At 61.0% G+C, this 18,262-nt stretch carries 21 protein-coding genes; 11 read left to right on the forward strand and 10 right to left on the reverse strand.

Annotated elements, in window-relative coordinates; genetic code table 11:
• Positions 1–4: 4 nt before the first annotated feature.
• The 6 genes from FHT85_RS28475 to FHT85_RS28500 all read left to right on the forward strand — a co-directional run bounded on the left by FHT85_RS28475 (position 5) and on the right by FHT85_RS28500 (position 3,577).
• Positions 5–415: an HIT family protein gene (locus FHT85_RS28475; protein ID WP_081598397.1), complete on the forward strand. Its 411-nt coding sequence runs from the start codon at positions 5–7 to the stop codon at positions 413–415.
• Positions 412–1,371: an NAD(+) diphosphatase gene (gene nudC, locus FHT85_RS28480; protein ID WP_112338898.1), complete on the forward strand. Its 960-nt coding sequence runs from the start codon at positions 412–414 to the stop codon at positions 1,369–1,371. Before FHT85_RS28475 ends, nudC begins: the two co-directional genes overlap by 4 nt.
• Positions 1,372–1,383: 12 nt before the next feature.
• The gene (locus FHT85_RS28485; RefSeq protein WP_112338899.1) at positions 1,384–2,070 is read left to right on the forward strand and encodes a helix-turn-helix transcriptional regulator; all 687 of its coding nucleotides are present in this window, start codon (positions 1,384–1,386) and stop codon (positions 2,068–2,070) included.
• Positions 2,071–2,153: 83 nt separating this feature from the next.
• A complete protein-coding gene (locus tag FHT85_RS28490; protein WP_210293927.1) occupies positions 2,154–2,381 on the forward strand; it encodes a hypothetical protein in 228 nt (75 codons plus the stop codon).
• Positions 2,382–2,602: 221 nt separating this feature from the next.
• Positions 2,603–2,971 carry a VOC family protein gene (locus FHT85_RS28495; protein ID WP_112338900.1) on the forward strand — a complete coding sequence of 123 codons (369 nt, stop codon included), beginning with the start codon at positions 2,603–2,605 and terminating at the stop codon, positions 2,969–2,971.
• Positions 2,972–3,178: 207 nt separating this feature from the next.
• The gene (locus tag FHT85_RS28500) at positions 3,179–3,577 is read left to right on the forward strand and encodes a VOC family protein (RefSeq protein WP_112412268.1); all 399 of its coding nucleotides are present in this window, start codon (positions 3,179–3,181) and stop codon (positions 3,575–3,577) included.
• Between the two features lie 7 nt (positions 3,578–3,584).
• Here FHT85_RS28500 and FHT85_RS28505 read toward each other — a convergent pair whose 3' ends face one another.
• Together FHT85_RS28505 and FHT85_RS28510 are read right to left on the reverse strand one after the other, a co-directional pair.
• On the reverse strand, positions 3,585–4,439 hold the full coding sequence (locus tag FHT85_RS28505; protein ID WP_112412269.1) for a prephenate dehydratase: 855 nt from the start codon (positions 4,437–4,439) through the stop codon (positions 3,585–3,587).
• A 24-nt stretch (positions 4,440–4,463) separates the two neighbouring features.
• Positions 4,464–5,219, reverse strand: coding sequence for a 3-deoxy-manno-octulosonate cytidylyltransferase (locus FHT85_RS28510; RefSeq protein WP_112400331.1), 756 nt, complete (start codon positions 5,217–5,219; stop codon positions 4,464–4,466).
• Between the two features lie 151 nt (positions 5,220–5,370).
• Here FHT85_RS28510 and FHT85_RS28515 point away from each other — a divergent pair, with 151 nt between their 5' ends.
• Positions 5,371–5,949: a c-type cytochrome gene (locus FHT85_RS28515; RefSeq protein WP_112400332.1), complete on the forward strand. Its 579-nt coding sequence runs from the start codon at positions 5,371–5,373 to the stop codon at positions 5,947–5,949.
• Between the two features lie 59 nt (positions 5,950–6,008).
• Here the strand turns inward: FHT85_RS28515 and FHT85_RS28520 are convergent, their stop codons facing one another.
• Together FHT85_RS28520 and FHT85_RS28525 are read right to left on the reverse strand one after the other, a co-directional pair.
• A complete protein-coding gene (locus FHT85_RS28520; RefSeq protein ID WP_112338904.1) occupies positions 6,009–7,166 on the reverse strand; it encodes a patatin-like phospholipase family protein in 1,158 nt (385 codons plus the stop codon).
• 121 nt (positions 7,167–7,287) lie between these two features.
• Entirely contained in the window at positions 7,288–8,232 is a 945-nt protein-coding gene (locus FHT85_RS28525; protein ID WP_112412270.1) for an AEC family transporter, read from the reverse strand.
• 394 nt (positions 8,233–8,626) lie between these two features.
• On the opposite strand from FHT85_RS28525, the gene FHT85_RS28530 reads away from it, so the two are divergent.
• Positions 8,627–9,619, forward strand: a complete 993-nt coding sequence (locus tag FHT85_RS28530; RefSeq protein WP_112412271.1) for an adenosine kinase — start codon at positions 8,627–8,629, stop codon at positions 9,617–9,619.
• A gap of 87 nt (positions 9,620–9,706) precedes the next feature.
• Here the strand turns inward: FHT85_RS28530 and FHT85_RS28535 are convergent, their stop codons facing one another.
• Both FHT85_RS28535 and FHT85_RS28540 read right to left on the reverse strand, forming a co-directional pair.
• Positions 9,707–10,306, reverse strand: coding sequence for a cadmium resistance transporter (locus FHT85_RS28535; protein ID WP_312861372.1), 600 nt, complete (start codon positions 10,304–10,306; stop codon positions 9,707–9,709).
• A 96-nt stretch (positions 10,307–10,402) separates the two neighbouring features.
• Positions 10,403–10,942 carry an SH3 domain-containing protein gene (locus FHT85_RS28540; RefSeq protein WP_112400335.1) on the reverse strand — a complete coding sequence of 180 codons (540 nt, stop codon included), beginning with the start codon at positions 10,940–10,942 and terminating at the stop codon, positions 10,403–10,405.
• A 190-nt stretch (positions 10,943–11,132) separates the two neighbouring features.
• Between FHT85_RS28540 and FHT85_RS28545 the strand changes: the two genes are divergently transcribed.
• Both FHT85_RS28545 and murA read left to right on the forward strand, forming a co-directional pair.
• Entirely contained in the window at positions 11,133–12,134 is a 1,002-nt protein-coding gene (locus FHT85_RS28545; RefSeq protein WP_112412273.1) for a 2-hydroxyacid dehydrogenase, read from the forward strand.
• A 142-nt stretch (positions 12,135–12,276) separates the two neighbouring features.
• Positions 12,277–13,590 carry a UDP-N-acetylglucosamine 1-carboxyvinyltransferase gene (gene murA, locus FHT85_RS28550; RefSeq protein ID WP_112412274.1) on the forward strand — a complete coding sequence of 438 codons (1,314 nt, stop codon included), beginning with the start codon at positions 12,277–12,279 and terminating at the stop codon, positions 13,588–13,590.
• 27 nt (positions 13,591–13,617) lie between these two features.
• Here the strand turns inward: murA and FHT85_RS28555 are convergent, their stop codons facing one another.
• The 3 genes from FHT85_RS28555 to recF are packed head-to-tail and all read right to left on the reverse strand — an operon-like array spanning position 13,618 to position 16,028.
• Positions 13,618–14,088 carry a GNAT family N-acetyltransferase gene (locus FHT85_RS28555; protein WP_409527359.1) on the reverse strand — a complete coding sequence of 157 codons (471 nt, stop codon included), beginning with the start codon at positions 14,086–14,088 and terminating at the stop codon, positions 13,618–13,620.
• Between the two features lie 5 nt (positions 14,089–14,093).
• The gene (locus FHT85_RS28560) at positions 14,094–14,864 is read right to left on the reverse strand and encodes a molybdopterin-synthase adenylyltransferase MoeB (protein WP_112412276.1); all 771 of its coding nucleotides are present in this window, start codon (positions 14,862–14,864) and stop codon (positions 14,094–14,096) included.
• A 36-nt stretch (positions 14,865–14,900) separates the two neighbouring features.
• Positions 14,901–16,028 carry a DNA replication/repair protein RecF gene (gene recF, locus FHT85_RS28565; protein WP_112412277.1) on the reverse strand — a complete coding sequence of 376 codons (1,128 nt, stop codon included), beginning with the start codon at positions 16,026–16,028 and terminating at the stop codon, positions 14,901–14,903.
• A gap of 183 nt (positions 16,029–16,211) precedes the next feature.
• Here recF and FHT85_RS28570 point away from each other — a divergent pair, with 183 nt between their 5' ends.
• On the forward strand, positions 16,212–17,015 hold the full coding sequence (locus tag FHT85_RS28570; protein WP_112412278.1) for an APH(3'') family aminoglycoside O-phosphotransferase: 804 nt from the start codon (positions 16,212–16,214) through the stop codon (positions 17,013–17,015).
• 89 nt (positions 17,016–17,104) lie between these two features.
• Here FHT85_RS28570 and dnaJ read toward each other — a convergent pair whose 3' ends face one another.
• Positions 17,105–18,250, reverse strand: a complete 1,146-nt coding sequence (dnaJ, locus tag FHT85_RS28575) for a molecular chaperone DnaJ (RefSeq protein ID WP_112338915.1) — start codon at positions 18,248–18,250, stop codon at positions 17,105–17,107.
• Positions 18,251–18,262 lie beyond the last annotated feature (12 nt).

Consider the following 18,262-nt stretch of genomic DNA (forward strand, 5'->3'; position numbering starts at 1 on the left):
CCCTTTGAAGGAGTTTACGCTCGACGATCGTCTTGCGAATGACAGCGTTTCCGTCACCATAACTGGCCTTTGCGACGTCAGGCTGATGAAGGATCGCCGCTGGCCGTGGCTCGTGTTGATCCCGCGCCGGCCCGACAAATCGGAAGTTTTCGAGCTAACGCCCCTCGACCGGATCTTGCTGACCTTCGAAACGGATAAGGTCGCGAGCGTCCTGAAGACGGTGACGGGGGCAACAAAAATCAATGTCGGGGCACTTGGAAATATCGTCCGCCAGCTGCATGTTCATGTCATCGCGCGGTTCGAAGGTGATGCCAATTGGCCGGGTCCCGTCTGGGGCTATGGCAAGGCGGAACCCTATTCGGACGAAGACATGAACAGCCTCATAGCCAAGTTGCGGGAAACGCTTTCACAATGAGCCATTCCATCTTTTCCTCGGATGCGCCGCATCCGGAAGCCAGCAGTCTCACCGCTTTCGCGGAAAACCAGCTCAACCGGGATGCCGAGCATCGCGACGAGGAATCGATTAAGCAGGCGCTCGCCAAGGAAGGCACGCACATCCTGGCCTTCGCCCAGGACCGGCTGGTGCTGAAGCATGATGGCCAGGTGCTCGACCCTCTGTTTGCCCGCTACGAATTGAAGGATCTCGATCCGAATTGGGACGATGCCGTTCTCCTCGGTTATCGCAAGAGTGGCGAGCCCCGCCTTGCTGTGCCCGTGCGCGTCAATGCCGACGAGCTTGCCAGCCAATACAAGCCGGCTGACATGCGCTCGCTCTGGCGCGATCTTCTGCTGGAAGGCGAAATCCTAGGTGAAGCCGCGCAGGGCATGAGCCTTATCCGCTGGAATGGAGACAACCGCTTCTGCGGCCGGTGTGGCTCGGTCATGGAAAGCAGGATCGGCGGCTACAAGCGGGTCTGCACCGCCTGCGAACACGTGATTTTCCCGCGCACGGATCCCGTGGTCATCATGCTTGGCATCGACGAGGAAAGGAATCGCTGCCTGCTCGGCCGCAGCCATCATTTTGCGCCGGGCATGTATTCCTGTCTCGCCGGTTTCGTCGAACCGGGCGAAACCATCGAGAATGCGGTGCGACGCGAAACGCTCGAGGAATCCGGTATTCATATCGGCCGCGTACGCTATCACGCCTCGCAGCCCTGGCCGATGCCGCATTCCCTTATGATCGGCTGCTATGCCGAAGCCAAGTCGATGGAAATCCATATGGATGAGGCCGAGCTCGAGGATTGCCGCTGGTTCACTCCGGAAGAGACGCTTGCCATGCTCGATCGCGTCTCTGCATCCGGCAATACCTCTCCGCCCAAGGGCGCCATCGCCCATCGCCTGATGCGCGACTGGGTGGAGTGGAAGCGCTAGGACTATTCTGCCATGGCCCGCTCCGAACGCTTGTTGACGCTGTTGCAGACGCTGCGGCGCTATCGTCGTCCGGTGAGCGGCGCCGTTCTGGCGGAGGAAACCGGCGTCAGCCTGCGTACGCTCTATCGCGATATCGCCAGCCTGCAGTCGCAGGGCGCCATGATCGAGGGCGAGCCGGGGATCGGCTATGTCCTGAAGCCCGGCTTCATGCTGCCGCCGATGATGTTCTCGCAGGATGAGATCGAAGCGCTGGTGCTAGGGTCGAGATGGGTGGCGCGTGCAACCGACGCCCGCCTGGCAGCGGCCGGAACCGATGCGCTCGCAAAGATTGCCGCCGTGCTGCCCGCGGACCTCCGTGAGGCGGTCGATCAGGCGGCCGTAGTCGTCGGCACGCGCCGCATCACGGAAGACAAGGCCGATCTTTCCCTGATGCGCAAGGCGATCCAGACCGAGCGCATGGTGCAGTTGACTTACGGCGACGTGAACGGCGCCATCTCGACCCGGCGCATCTGGCCCTTCGCGCTCGGCTATTTTGACAATTCCCGCATCATCATGGCCTGGTGCGAGTTGCGCCAGGATTTCCGCCATTTCCGCGCCGACCGCATCGTCGATTTCGCGGTGCTCGAGGCGCGCTACCCACGCCGCCGCGTCGCCCTCGCAAGAGAATGGCAGGCGCGCGAGGGCCTGGCCCATAATTAATCTCAGAGCGTAACGCTACTGCCAGAAACTGTCAGTAGGCTTGGCTATAATCGGCACCATCCAAGCAGGAAGGAGGACCGATCATGGCAGGCAACGTTTCCGTCATTTCGCAACATGTGCATCGCGGCGGCATTGAGGCGCCTAAAGGCAAGCATCAGTCATGGCCCGCTCGTCTCTCTGAGGTTGCCCTCGGCTATTTCAGCCGCCGCTGGAATCGCCTCGATATTGAGGAAGTGCCCGATTCCGTGAAACGGGATCTTGGCTTTCTCGACGGCTGTGAGCCGTATCGAGAGGAAGATCGGATGCGCTGAGGCAATCGACGCGAACTCGTCGCGACCTTCGCGGTAACGACCTGCGCATAATCAAAGATCCGGGCGCAAGACGCTGATCCGAATAGCGCAGCGCGTTTTGGAACCGCATCTCCGCACGCCTTCAACCACGCAATGACACAGTCACTCCCGGCGAACTTTGCTCCGTTCGCCGGTTCCTATCCGCATGCCCATAAATTCACCCAAACGAGAGGACCATCCACATGACCAGCCCGAACCTCATCATTTTCTATGTCAAGGATCCCAGCGAAAGTACGCCGTTCTACCGCGATCTCTTCGGCCGTGAGCCGGCATTCGCGTCGCCGAACTTCGTGGCCTTCGCGCTCGACAATGGCCTAAGTCTCGGTCTCTGGCGTCGCAGCAGCGTCGAGCCACAGCCCTCCGCCATCGGCAATCGCGGTGAACTGGGCTTCATGGTCGAAGGCACCGGGGCCGTCGAGCAGCATTACAGGGATTGGAAGGCACGCGGCCTGCCTATCGCACAGGAGCTGACGACCATGGATTTCGGCCCGACCTTCGTCGTGCTCGATCCCGATGGCCATCGCCTTCGAGTCTGTGAGCCGGATAAGTAAATCCTTAACCAGCTTGCCTCTCACTCTGGCCTTCTCCCCGCAGGCGGGGAGAAGGTGACTGAAAGGCCGGATGAGGGGCTAGAGGCGACCTCCGCAGGTTGTTTCATCAAAGTGGCTTGCCAGGGAGTCACGCCAATCGTCAGGGTTGACTCTCATGGCCGACGCAAAAGACACTGATCGATAGATACAGAGTCACGCGAGGATCAATTGCTCCATCATATTTCGTTCGGTGTCTCCGATATCGAGAAAGCCGCCGCCTTCTACGATGCAGCATTCGCACCGCTCGCCTATGTCAGGGTTTGGGAAGACTTGACCGCCGGCGATCCAGACCAGGCGATCGGATATGGCCCGGCGGGCGGTGGCGACAAGTTCGCCATCAAATTGCGTGGCAAGGAAGCGCGGGCACCCGGCTCCGGTTTTCATTTGGCCTTTGCCGCGCCAAACCAGGAAGCCGTCCTCTCATTTTACGAGGCTGCACTCGCTCACGGCGGCACGGACAACGGGCCGCCAGGTCTCCGGCCACATTACGGCCCGGATTATTTCGCGGCCTTCGTCATCGATCCGGATGGGCATCGAATCGAGGTCGTAACCAAGGCGTCGCCATAACCGCTGCTTAAAGTTCGCCCCGCGTCGGGTGCCCCTTGTAGACGCCGAGGATGCGGACCTTTTCGGAAAAGAAGCGCAATTCTTCCAGCGCGCGGCGCACATGCGCATCGGCGGGATGGCCCTCGATATCGGCATAGAATTGCGTTGCGACAAAACGGCCGCCGAGCTGATAGCTCTCAAGCTTCGTCATGTTGATGCCGTTGGTGGCAAAGCCGCCGAGCGCCTTGTAGAGGGCGGCGGGAATGTTGCGGACGTTGAAGACGAAAGTGGTGACGATCTTTTCGTCCGCCGAACCGCGTGCCGCCCAGTCTTCGTCGCGCGACAGGATGACGAAACGCGTCATATTGTTTTCGGTGTCTTCGACATTCTCGGCGATGATCTCCAGCCCGTAGAGATCGGCCGCAAGCCGCGGCGCCAGTGCCGCCATGCTGCGGTCGCCGGTTTCCTGCACCAGCTTGGCTGCACCCGCCGTATCGCCGGCAATGACCGGTTTCCAGCCATTGGCGCGCACGATGTTGCGGCATTGCCCGAGCGCATGGATATGGCTGTGGACCGTGCGGATCTCTTCCTTCTTTACACCGGGCAGCACCATCAGTTGGAAGCGGATCGGCATGAAATATTCGCCGACGATATGCAGGCGCGATTCCGGCAGCAGATGATGGATGTCGGCGACGCGGCCGGCGATCGTGTTTTCGATCGGGATCATGCCGAGATCGGCGTCGCCGTTCTCGATGGCAGTGAGGGCATCCTCGAAGGTCTGGCAGGGCAGCGGCTCCATGGTCGGGAACATGTCACGGCTGGCCATATCGGAATTGGCGCCGTACTCGCCCTGGAAGGAGATCTTGTTGGTCTTGGTAATCATGGGACTGCCCTTGGGGGAATGCCGTCAATGAGAAGCGGCGGAGAGGATGCGTCTGGCCTTTTCGAGGTCGGCGGGAGTATCGACACCGAGCGGGATCGTGTCAACGATCTCGACATCGATGCGCATGCCGGCTTCCAGCGCCCGCAGCTGTTCTAGTGATTCGCGCAGTTCGAGCGGCGATGGGCCGAGGCTCACGAATTTCGCGAGTGCAGCGCGGCGGTAAGCATAGAGACCGATATGGTGATAGAGCGGCCCCTTGCCGTAGGGTGCTGTTGCACGCGTGAAGTAGAGCGCGCGCAGGCGATTTTCGGAAATCGGCGAGCCGATGACCTTGACGACGCTCGGCAGGGTCTTTTCCTCCTCGTCCTTGATCTCGACAGTCAGTGTGGCGATGTCGACGGCCGGATTTTCCAGCGGGCGCAGCGAGGCGCGGATGGTCTCGGGATCGATCGTCGGCAGGTCGCCCTGCACGTTGACGATGATTTCGGCCCGGCCCTGCGGATCGACGGCCTGCAGCGCCTCGTAGATGCGGTCCGAGCCCGATTGATGATCCTTGCCGGTCATCACGACATCAAAGCCGGCATTGGCGACTGCGGCATAGGTATCCTCATGGTCGACGGCGACGACGATGCGACCGATCGCCGCCTCGCGCGCGCGCCTGGCAACCTGTACGATCATCGGCAGACCGCAAATATCCGCGAGCGGCTTGCCCGGCAAGCGCGTGGAGGCCATGCGGGCGGGAATGAGGACCAGCGTCTTGTCTAAATTTGAATCAGTCATTGTTGGGCCTTCTATTCCCGAGGGAAAAGTGTCAAAACGTCTCATGGTGGAGACCGTTTACAGAGTTGCAAGAAACAGCCAAAAGACATAGGTTTCGCGCGAATTCAAGATGGGCCAGCGGAGGATGCTGGCGGCGAGGGGAGCATAGCAGATGAATTCATCCTACGTGAACATGGGTGTCGGGGCGCTTTTGGCCACGCTGTTCGTGTTGAAGTCCGTGTCGCTCGCGTCAGGATTTATTTTCCATTCAGAGGCGCCGGAAAAGCCCGGTTTTGCCATCGTCGCGACCGAGGAACCGGCTGCGGGCGGTGACAAGGGCGCGGCTGCCAAGCCGGATACGCCGATCGCTCAGCTCCTGCAGAAGGCTGATGCCAAGGTCGGCGAAACGATCTTCAAGAAGTGTCAGGCCTGTCATTCCGGAGAAAAGGGTGGTCCGAACAAGGTTGGTCCTGATCTCTGGGGTATTGTCGACCGCCCGGTCGCCGAGCACGAGGGCTTTGCCTATTCGTCCGGCATGAAGGATTTTTCCAAGGGCGGTACGGAAAAGTGGACCTATGACCACCTCTATCACTTCCTGGCCGCGCCGAAGAAATTCGTTGCCGGAACGGCAATGGGCTTTGCCGGCCTGCCGAAGGAAGAGGATCGCGCCAACGTGATCGCCTATCTGCGCACGCTTGCCGATACCCAGGTGCCGCTGCCGGATCCGAACGCACCGGCCGCCACGAACTGAGGCAATTACCGGATCGATTGAAAAACGCGGCCGTCAGGCCGCGTTTTTGTGTTGCTCGCTCAGATTGAATGCCGGCGGGATCGCGTCCGCTGATCGAGGTCGAACACCTTCAACCCGTCCTCGGCGCTCGGCGGCATGCGCCAATCCTCGGCGACCAGCGCCTTGCGGGCGTCGCGCAAGCCGGCCTCCCAATGCTCGTGCATGGACAGTGCCGAAAACTCGTAATCCTTCGAATGCGACCGGAATTGCTTGTTGCGGTAGATCAGGTGGATGATGGTGACGCCGTAATCGGAGCAATGCTGCTCCAGCTTCTTGATCTCCGGATCGGCTTTGGCCTCTTCGGGAAGGCGGGCATAGAGCTCTGATATTGCGCGCCGCAGACGATGGCGTTCCAGAAAGAGATCTGTGTTGAGCCGGGTGCGGCTTGAATAGGTGATGTCCTTGCGCCGCTCCTCGACCTCTTCCAGATCCTGCGGCAGCGGCCCGACGGCGCTGAAGAGATCGACCTGAAAGACGACCGTATCGATATCGGCGCCGTTGCGCAGCACGTAGGTCAGGGGCGTGTTCGAGACCAGGCCACCGTCCCAGTAATGCTCGTTGCCGATCTTGACCGCTGGAAAACCCGGCGGCAAAGCGCCGCTCGCCATCACATGCTCGGGTCCGATCTTGATCTCCTTGTTGTCGAAAAAGGCAAAATTGCCGGTGCGCACATTGACGGCGCCGAGGCTCAAACGCACCGGGCCGTGGTTGATTCGGTCGAAATCGACGTGATCGAGCAGCGTCTGGCGCAATTGCTCCGTATCGTAGATGCTGGTCGCGCCCGCCGAGCCGCGCGTCTGGAACCAGGTTGGAAGCTGCCACGGGGAAAAGAAGCCGGGCACGCCGAAGGTCGATACCCACCAGCTGCTGACCGAGCGATAGAAAGGGTTGGTCTCGCGCCGATCTTCCATCAGTAGATCGACGGGGAGATGCACGGTCACCTTGTTCCAAAAGGAGCTCAGCGCCTTGAGCCGTTCGCCGGGCACGTTGCCGGCCATGATCGAGGCATTGATCGCGCCGATCGAGATGCCGGCGATCCAGTCCGGCTCGATATTCTGTTCTCTCAGCGCCTGGAAGGCGCCCGCCTGATAGGAGCCGAGCGCGCCGCCGCCTTGGAGCACGAAGACCTTCTGCGCATAGGCTGACGCGGGATTGGTGAGCGGAGCTGCAATATTCATGTGCCATCCTTTGCTGCGCTCCGGGTGGGAAGGCCGGGATGCGCAAAATATATGACCATTTTCCTGCCTGCTTCTCCGAAAGCGGAGAGATGCCGTTACGATCGGCGGGTTTCGGCCTCGGTTATCCGAGCAGATAGGCCCAGAGCGATACCGAGAATGCGCCGAGCGCTGTCGTCAAGGTAATCGTCGAGGCCGCGAGACTGTGGCCCACGCCGAAGCGATTGGCAATCAGCCAGGCGTTCACACCTGTAGGAACAGCGGCCGTGAGGACGAGTGCGGCTCGCCATTCCGGGCTCAGGCCGAGAAGAAGTCCGGCAGCCAGCACGCAGGCCGGCAGCAGAAAAAGCTTGAAGGCGGCAATGACGCTGGTGACGCCGAGATTGCCCGACAGCCCATATTGACGCAGCGCCATTCCGAGCGAGATCAGCGCAGCCGGGCCGGCGATGTTGGCAATGTTGTCGACGACCGTGCCAAGCGTTGCGGGGATGGGAAGGCCGGTCAGGTGGACGATGAGACCGCAGAAAAGCCCGATGACGAGCGGATTGCGCATGAGGTTGCTGCCGACCTGACGCAGCAACTCGCTGATGCTGCGGCCGGCGCCGGCATTCTCCTTGCGTTCGGCCTGCTCCATCAGCAGCGTGCCTGCAATCATCATCGTTGGAAGATGCACGGCAATCAGGATCGACATCGCCATGACGCCGTCAGGCCCCACCGTGCGCCCGACCAGCGGCAGGCCGATGAAGATCGTATTGGCAAAAGCCGAGGAAACACCGGCGAGCACACCGATGCGCGCATCGCGCCCGAAGAGCCGCGTCGCGACGATATGGCCGGCAGTCCAGGTGATGGCGACGCCGGAGAAATAGGCGATCCACAATCGAAACGGCGAAGCACCACGAAAATCCGCTTCGGCGATGGTCCGGAACAGCAGGAGCGGCACCGCGACCTTAAAGACGAACTCGCTCATGGCCTCACCGACATCGGTTTTCAGCAAGCCCGTGCGCACGATGACCCAGCCGACGAGAATGAGCAGGAAGACGGGAAGAACGTCTGTGAGGATTTCGGACACGCGGGTATGAAGCTCGTGATTTCGAGGAATTGGATCCGAAACTTGTAGCAGCTTGCCCGGGGCTGGAAACCCGCAAAACAAAAAAAGCGGGCTTGGCCCGCTCTTGTGGATCTCGCCCCGGTGGGGAAGTCCCCCCGGTGCACATGCCGCCAGTTCATCCGTGGTCGGCCCGCGTACCGGTGAGGCGGAAGGCATCATTCCTTCCCAAACTGGCTCGGAAGTCTTTCGAGCTTCCCATCCCAGTCGCGTGATAAGCATTTAAAGATAGAAAGTGACAGGCAAATGACTGATTGCAAGCAAGTTGGCCGCGTTGGCGCGGATTTTTCTTTAAAACTTCAGAAAAACCGATAATACCGGATACCGGCTATCACCAGGATCCGGGACCCTCCTATAGATGACTCGCTTCGATGTACTGACCGTCGGCAATGCTATCGTCGACATTATCGCCCGTTGCGACGATCAGTTTCTGATCGAAAACAACATCACCAAAGCCGCGATGAACCTCATAGACGCCGAGCGCGCCGAGCTTCTCTATTCGCGCATGGGCCCGGCTTTGGAAGCCTCCGGCGGAAGCGCCGGCAATACGGCGGCCGGGGTCGCGAATTTCGGCGGCAAGGCTGCCTATTTCGGTAAGGTTGCCGAAGACCAGCTCGGCCAGATCTTCGCCCATGATATCCGCGCCCAGGGCGTTCATTACGAAACCAAGGCGAAAGGCACCTTCCCGCCGACCGCCCGTTCGATGATCTTCGTCACCGAGGATGGCGAGCGCTCCATGAATACCTATCTCGGTGCCTGCGTCGAGCTGGGTCCCGAAGATGTCGAGGAAGATGTCGTCGCCGATGCAAAGGTAACCTATTTCGAGGGCTATCTCTGGGATCCGCCACGCGCCAAGGAAGCGATCCGCGAGTGCGCGCGCATTGCTCATGCCAATGGCCGGGAAATGTCGATGACGCTCTCCGACAGCTTCTGCGTCGGCCGCTACCGCCACGAGTTCCTCGACCTCATGCGCTCCGGCACCGTCGATATCGTCTTCGCCAATCGTGACGAAGCCCTCTCGCTCTACGAGACCGACGACTTTGAAAAGGCGCTGACTCTGATCGCGGCCGATTGCAAGATCGCCGCCGTAACGACGGGCAAGGATGGCGCCGTCGTCGTGCGCGGCGATGAGCGCTATGTCGTCGATGCCCATCCGATCGAGGAGCGTGTCGACACGACCGGTGCAGGCGATCTTTTCGCTGCGGGCTTCCTCTTCGGCTACACGCAAGGCCGCGGTCTGGAAGACTGCGCCAAGCTCGGCAATCTCGCGGCTGCCATCGTCATCGAGCAGATCGGCCCGCGGCCGATGCGGTCGCTGTCGGAAGCCGCCAAGGAATTCGGGCTTCTCTGACGAAGTTTGTCTCTATCAGCAGATCATCGAAGCCGCCTTCGGCAGATCGCAGGGGCGGCTTTGCTATAAAGTGCCGAAGCAAGCTCATCACCGAAAGAGCGTTACGGTTCCCGCCTCATAGAGGATGAGGATGCCGAGCGCGATCAGCACGAAGGGCACGACCCTGTGTCCATGTCGCCTGATCGGTGCGCCGAGCTTCGGATGATTGACGAGAGAATGTGCTGCACCCAGCCAGACTGCCGTCAGCACCGCGAAGATGCAGCCGATGGCCAAAACCTCATAGGCCGAGCGCGTCGCAAAGAGAGGCGTATAGACGCTGATATTGTCGCCGCCATTGGCGATCGTTACCAAGGCGATCGCTACGATGTTTCCATGTCCTGCCGAGGCCTTGGCGTGATCTTCCGGATTGTCGCCGGCCTCCCCGCCGTTCCAGAGCTCCCATAGCCTGCTGAGGCCGAAATAGATCGGCGCAAGGCCGAGCAGGCCGATATAGGCTGCGGGAATGACGAGAGCGAGCAATGAGGCAATGGCGCTGACGCCGTAAAGAACGCCAATACCGAGATATTGGCCTATGATGATCTGCCTCAATCGGAACTTCGGATCGGCAAAGAAGCCGAGAAGCACGAAAATATCGTCTATGTTCGTCGATGTGAACGTAACGATTGCAACGCCAAGAACGCCGAGCACATACGCCAAGGTAACCGGTCTCCGTTTCTCATACCGGATACATCATTGTGCCGGAAAGTCGTACCATCGCTTATGTGTGAAAAGCCAAGGAGTACGCTACTTGAAGGCCTCGCCGGGGTAGGCACCCCAGATTTCCGATTGCGCCACCCAGCCTTCGGTGCCGTCGGCGGTAACGAGACACCAGTCGCCCGTGCATTCCTTGACGCTCATCATCACGCCGGGCTGAAGCTTGGCGATGACGGCGGCGGATGGCTGGGATTCACGGCGCATGTTGACAAAGACGGCCTTGCCCTTGCCCTTCATCCAGGGAGCAGCAATGGCGGAGCGCTGGCCCGACAGTAGCGACTGGTTGACCCAGCCCTCCGTGCCGTCGGCATCGCGTACGCGCCGCCAATTATCGTATTCCTGAATGATTTCGACCGGCAGGCCCTGCTTGAGATAAAGCCATGACACGGCATAATCCGCGCTCGGCCCGATGCGCAGGTTGACTCGCTTCGACTTCAGCGTGACGAAGCGCGGCAGCGGCAAGCCGCTCGGCCCCTTGGCGGCCTGGGCGACGGCAAGATCGACCGACACAGCGGCCATCATCAAGCCGATTGCGAAAATGGCGCAGGACTTCAAGACATTGCCATGCATGGGAGTTCCGTTCGTTCGTCATGACAAAGGCGCCATTCCGGCGACCTTTCGCTCCGGTGAGCGGCAAATCCTCGGATCGCGTCAGCGAGTTTTGTTTGTCTTCGCCTGCGGGTCTGGTAGAAATGCCCGGAACGGGAAAATTATCCTGCTTCTTGGTTAAGAACATCTGAACAAGGCATCGCCGCTCGCCATGACGACGAAGAAAAAACCGAAGGTCTACGTCACGCGCAAACTGCCTGACGCGGTGGAGACGCGCATGCGCGAACTCTTCGATGCCGAACTCAACATAGATGATCGACCACGCACCAAGGACGAATTGATAGAGGCCGTCCGCTCGGTCGATGTGCTGGTGCCGACTGTCACCGACCGCATCGATGCTGAGATCATCGATGAAGCCGGCCCGCAGATGAAGTTGATTGCCAGCTTCTCAAACGGCACGGATCACATCGATGTCGAGGCCGCCGCCCGCCGCGGCATCACCGTCACCAATACGCCGAATGTGCTGACCGAAGACACCGCCGACATGACCATGGCGCTCATCCTCGCTGTGCCGCGGCGACTGGCGGAAGGTGCGCGTGTGCTGACCGACAACCCCGGCGAATGGGCCGGATGGTCGCCCACCTGGATGCTCGGCCGCCGCATCCACGGCAAGCGCATCGGCATCGTCGGCATGGGGCGGATCGGCACCGCCGTCGCCCGCCGCGCCAAGGCGTTCGGCCTATCAATCCACTATCACAATCGCAAGCGCGTCAATCCCGCGACCGAGGACGAGCTGGAGGCAACCTATTGGGACAGCCTCGACCAGATGCTTGCCCGCGTCGATATCGTCTCGGTCAATTGCCCGTCGACACCTGCGACTTACCATCTGATTTCGGCCCGCCGCCTGGTGCTGCTGCAGCCGACGAGCTACATCGTCAACACGGCGCGCGGCGATGTTATCGACGAAGCGGCGCTGATCAAGATCCTGCGCGAGGGCAAGATCGCCGGCGCCGGCCTCGACGTGTTCGAGAACGAACCGGCCGTCAATCCGAAGTTGGTGAAGCTCGCCAATGAGGGCAAGGTGGTGATCCTGCCGCATATGAGCTCGGCCACGCTCGAGGGCCGAATCGACATGGGCGACAAAGTCATCATCAACATCCGCACCTTCATCGACGGCCATCGCCCGCCCAATCGTGTGCTGCCCTTTCGATGACGGAAGCATGCTGATTCGCCCGCTGAAACGGGGCTGAATACCCGGCTGCAAATTTGATCTCACTTCCCTCTCGCCGGTCATGTGCATGTCACAAAGCCGGCCCAGAGGTGACCACAAACACAAATCAGGAAGGGCGGAAATCATGGCGCGGGCGCTGCCGCATGAGCGGATTCAATATGTGGTCGAGGGCGGTTTTAAGCTGTCGGGAGAGATCGAACCGAGCGGCAACAAGAATGCCGCATTGCCGATTATCGCCGCATCGCTTCTGACCGATCAGCGTGTCGAGCTCAGCAACGTGCCGCGCATCCGCGACGTCGAGGCGCTAGTGGAGCTGATCCAGTCGGTCGGCGCGAAAGTGCGTTGGCTCGGTCGCAACGAGCTTGAAATCGAAGCGCACGAGCTTCGCCCCGCCAATCTCGATCCCGATCTCTGCGCCCGCATTCGCGCCTCCATCCTGCTTGCCGGTCCGATGCTGGCACGCTGCGGCGAGATCACCCTGCCGCCGCCCGGTGGAGACGTCATTGGCCGTCGGCGCGTCGACACGCATTTTCTGGCGCTGGAACAGCTCGGCGCGAGGATCGAGGTCAATAGCGTCTACAGCTTCCGCACCGAAGGGCTGCGTGGCGCCGATGTCTTCCTCGATGAGCCGTCGGTGACAGCGACGGAAAATGCGCTTTGCGCTGCCGTGTTCGCCGAGGGGACGACGATCCTGCGCAATTGCGCTTCCGAGCCGCACGTGCAGGATCTTGCCCGCTTCCTGATGGCCATGGGCGCGCGCATCGAAGGCGTCGGCACCAATATGATGACCATCCACGGCGGCCTGCGGCTCGGCGGTGCATCGCATCGCATCGGCCCCGACCACAATGAGGTGGGCTCCCTGATCGGCCTTGCCGCCGTTACCGGCTCGGAAATCACCATCCGCCGTGCCGGCGTCGAGCATCTGCGCTCCACCCTCATGACCTTCGAGCGTCTCGGCATCCGCTGCCAGATCGACGGCGATGATCTCATCATCCGCTCCGGCCAGGAGATGAAGATCCAGCCCGATTTCGGTGGCCATATTCCGAAGATCGAAGATCAGCCCTGGCCGGCCTTTCCGGCCGACACCATGTCGATCGCCATCGTCACCGCCACGCAATGCGATGGTGTCGTGCTGATGTTCGAGAAAATGTTCGAAAGCCGCATGTTCTTCGTCGACAAGCTGATCGCCATGGGCGCCCGCATCGTGCTGTGCGATCCGCATCGCGCCATCGTCGCCGGCCCCTCCAAGCTGCGCGCCGCCCAGCTCGAAAGCCCAGATATCCGCGCCGGCATGGCGATGCTGATCGCGGCGATGTGTGCCGAGGGCACCAGCGTCATCAACAATGCCCAGCAGATCGAGCGCGGCTATGAGCGCATCGAGGAGCGGCTGAATGCCATGGGTGCGCGCATTACACGCATTCCGTCGCGCGAAGCCTAACGACGCGGCTAAACGGTTGAAGATGCGCTAGGTAATCGCCTTGCGCATTTCGATTGATGTCGTGCGATCGAAACCGGCGTGGCGATTTTCGGCCGTCTTCCGGAAGCCCCAGGCGGCGAAGGTGGCGTGATTGTCGGTGAGCTCGATCCGCGTTTCCAGCCGCAAGGTTTTTAGACCGAGCTCGCGCGCTTTAGTCTCGGCCAGGGCAACCAGGCGTCTGCCTATGCCCTTGCCCTGCGCTGTCGGCAGCACGGCGAGCTTGCCGACATACAGGCTTTCCAGCTCCGGCCGACAGAAAATGCAGCCGACCAACTGCTCGCCATCGAGTGCCGCATAAGCGATGTCGCTAAACGCCTTCGCTTTCAGCGTTTCGGATGTCAGCGCGAGCGCGGAGGATGGCGGATCGATGCGGCCGTTCATGTAAGCGAAGGATGCCAAGATAAGATCCAGCAACGCATCCCAGTGGCCGAAGCCGTCATCGAGGCGACGAAACGCGATTTCGCTCATTCCGCCGCGACCCGAGCGCGTTTGCGACGATAGCGCACGGTTTCGAAGCGCGAGGAAAGCCCGTCATAGAGCAGCAGGCGGCCGATCAGCGGCTCACCGATGCCGGTGATAAGCTTGATCGCCTCCATTGCCATCAGCGTGCCGATGACGCCTGTCAGGGCTCCGATGATGCCCGCTTCCGCGCAGCTCGGAATCAGGCCCTCCGGCGGTGGTGCCGGAAAGAGATCGCGATAGCGCGGATTGGGATTGCCGTCCGCGTCGTTTTCGTAAGGCTTCAGTGTCGTCACGGACCCGTCGAATCTTCCGACAGCGCCGGTCACCAGTGGCAGATGCGCCGCCTCGGTCGCATCGGCCGCGGCATAGCGTGTGTCGAAATTGTCGGAGCCATCGATGACCAAGTCGAAGCCGGCAAGGTGCCGCGCAGCCGTATCGAGGCTGAACCGCTCCTCGAAGCGGATGGTGCGAACATGCGGGTTCAGCCGCGCGATGGCATCTGCCGCACTCTGCGTCTTCATCGCGCCGATCGTGCCCGTGTCGTGAATCACCTGTCGCTGCAGGTTTGACAGCGAAACGCGGTCGTCATCGGCAATGCCGAGCGTACCGACGCCAGCGGCGGCGAGATATTGCAGCACCGGCGCACCGAGGCCGCCGGCGCCGATGACAAGCACGCGGGCCGCCTTCAATTTTTGCTGGCCGGCGCCGCCGACCTCCGGCAGGAGAATATGCCGGTGATAGCGGGCGATTTCGTCTGAGGTCAAAGGATCCATGTGCTCGAGTTTAGCACAATCGCGGTGAAGGAGGCGCTAGGATTTCGTAATGCCGCCATGCGCCACGGTAAAGAATTGCGCACGCTCGCCAAGGGCCGAGAACATCGACCTATCGGTGCCGGTCATGAAGGCCTGGCCGCCGAGCCCGTCGATGAGATCGAAGAGCGCCGCACGCCGTCCCTCGTCGAGATGGGCGGCGATTTCATCGAGCAGCAGGATTGGTGCATAGCCCGTCAGGTTACCGACGAGCCGCGCATGAGCAAGGATAAGGCCGACGAGAAGTGCCTTCTGCTCGCCGGTGGAGCAGCGTTCCGCCTCCATGTCCTTTTCGCGATGCCGCACCAAAAGGTCGGCCCGGTGCGGTCCGTCCAGCGTGCGGCCGGCAGCGGCGTCGCGGTAACGCCCCTCGCGCAGCATATCGGCATAGGCATCTTCGAGATCGACGGCCGGCCGGTCGAACTGGCCCTCGAGAAAGCCGGAAAGCGCGAGCGCCGCCGAGGGGAACGGTGTCGTCTCGCGCGTTTCGGCGATCAGCCGCGAGAGGAGACCGAGCATTTCCTGCCGCGCGATCGCCATGGCGATGCCGAGGCTCGCCATCTGCTCCTCGATGCCGCCGAGCCAGGAGGGATCGAACCGGTTTTCGGATAGCAGCTTGTTGCGGCTGCGCATGGCGCGCTCGAAATCGCTGGCGCGGCGGCCATGCGCGGGATCAAGAGATAGTACCAGCCGGTCGAGGAAGCGGCGCCGCTCCGAGGAGCCGCCGGTAAACAGGCCATCCATCGCCGGCGTCAGCCAGAGAACGCGCAGGTGATCGGTCAGCTCGTCGACGGTCTTGGCCGGCGTGCCGTTGATTCGCAGCCGGCGGGCGGCTGATTCGTCGGTCGTATCAATGCCGGTGCCGATCTCGACGGCACCCTCCATGCCTTCGAGCTCGGCAAAGATCGAAAATCCGCCTGCCGCATTGATCCGGGTGACATCGGCATAGGCCGCGCGGCGCAGGCCGCGGCCAGGCGAAAGAAGCGAGACCGCCTCCATGAGATTGGTTTTGCCGGCGCCGTTGTCGCCGGTCAGCACCACATGCCGCTTGTCAAGCGTCAACGCCGCCGCCGCATAATTGCGGAAGTCGGTCAGCTTCAGGCGCGAGATGGAAACCTTGTTCGGCATGGGTCCTTAAGATTCGCAATCGACGGCCGAGGCGTATGCCGAACCCTGCAGGAGTGCAAGGTTTTTGCAGCTTTTCTCCGTTCTCGACGAAAGTGCAATGGCGACAGTTAGGCTCTGGCACTCACAGACCGCGCTCTCCATATCGCCATGCTCGGATAAGTTTTTAAGTGATGGGGGTACCAATTGGAATTTGCAAAGGCGTTGCTCGCGCATACGCATGTCGGTTGGACACGCATAAAGGCGGGCGAATCGGGGGATCTCGTCTATCGACGCGAGGATAGTCTCGCCTACGCGAAAATCGCAACGTCAGCCCGGTCGGCAGAACTCGCTGGGGAGCGTGATCGGCTGCTTTGGCTACAGGGCAAGGGCATCCCCGTGCCTGAAGTCATTGATTGGCACCAGGTAGAGGAGGGCGCGTGCCTGATCATGACAGCAATTCCCGGCGTACCGGCAGCCGAGCTGGATGGAGATGCGCTGCTGAAGGCCTGGCCATCGATGGTGTGGCAGCTGAAATCTCTTCACGAGCAGCCGATCAATCGATGCCCCTTCGATCGCAGCCTGTCGCTGATGTTCGCAAAGGCAGAGGATATAGTTTCGCGAGATGCCGTAAACCCGGATTTCCTGCCGCCGGAGGATCAGGATAGGCCAGCCCGCGAACTGCTTCATCGCGTCGAGCGCGACCTGCTGCTTCGGTTCGATCAGGAGGTCATCGATAGGGTTCTCTGCCATGGCGATGCCTGCATGCCCAATTTCATGATCGATCCGTATAGTCTGCAATGCATTGGCCTTATCGATCTTGGCCGCGCAGGGAAGGCGGATCGCTATGTCGATCTCTCGCTGATGATGGCCAATGCCGAGGAGAGCTGGGCGATGCCTGAACAAGGCGAACGAGCCTTTTCGATCCTGTTCGAAACCCTTGAGATCGCCGAGCCGGACCGCGAGCGTCTCGCTTTTTATCTCCGGCTCGATCCCCTGACCTGGGGGTGATTCGAAAGATATGAGTGATTCGTTCTTAGAAACAAAAAATCCGGCCGAATCATCGGCCGGATTCATGTGAAACAGCTTTGCTTGGCGAATCAGTCGCTGAACGTATCGAAGAAATCCTTCATGCGGGCAAAGAAGCCCGTCGATTCGGGATTGTTGTCCTTCGAGGAGATCTGCTCGAACTCCTGCAGCAGTTCGCGCTGGCGCTTGGTCAGCTTCTGCGGCGTCTCGATCTGGATCTGGATGTAGAGATCGCCGACCTGGCTGGAGCGCAGCACCGGCATTCCCTTGCCCTTCAGGCGGAACTGCTTGCCGACTTGGGTTCCCTCGGGAACGCTGACGCGCGATTTCGTGCCATCGAGCGTCGCTACATCGAAGGTGCCGCCAAGCGCCGCCGTCGTCATCGAGATCGGCACGGCACAATAGAGATCGGCGCCGTCCCGCTGGAAGAACTCATGCGGCTTGACGGAGAGGAAGATATAGAGGTCGCCCGAGGGCCCACCGCGGAGACCCGCTTCGCCTTCGCCCTGCAGGCGGATGCGCGTGCCGTCCTCAATGCCCGAGGGAATGTTAACGGAGAGCGAACGCTCCTCGGTCACGCGGCCCTGGCCATGACACTTGGTGCAGGGGTCGGGAATGATCTGGCCGCGACCGTGACAGGTCGGGCAGGTGCGCTCGACGGAGAAGAAGCCCTGCGCAGCGCGCACCCGACCGGAACCCTGACAGGTGCCGCAGGTCTTCGGCTGCGTGCCGGGCTTGGCGCCCGAGCCGGAACAGACGTCGCAGGTGATCGAGGTCGGAACGCGGATCTGCGCCGTCTTGCCGCTGAAGGCTTCCTCGAGCGAGATTTCCATATTGTAGCGAAGATCGGCGCCGCGCTCGCGTCCGCCGGACGAGCGTCCGCGCGCGCGTCCGCCACCCATCATCTCGCCGAAAATATCCTCGAAAATATCGGAGAAACCGCCGCCGCCGAAACCGGCTCCGAAGCCGCCACCGCCGCCCATGCCGCCATGCTCGAAGGCTGCATGGCCGTAGCGGTCATAGGCTGCGCGCTTTTGCGGGTCCTTGAGCGTTTCGTAGGCTTCGTTGATTTCCTTGAACTTCCGCTCGGCATTGCTGTCGTCCGGGTTCTTGTCCGGATGAAATTGCATCGCCAGCTTGCGAAAGGCGCTCTTCAGCTCTTTCTCGTCCGCTGTTTTTGAGACGCCCAATGTCTCGTAAAAATCCGCTTTTGCCATTAAGGACTAGAC

This window comes from Rhizobium sp. BK312, from assembly GCF_014193605.1.
Classification (GTDB): domain Bacteria; phylum Pseudomonadota; class Alphaproteobacteria; order Rhizobiales; family Rhizobiaceae; genus Rhizobium.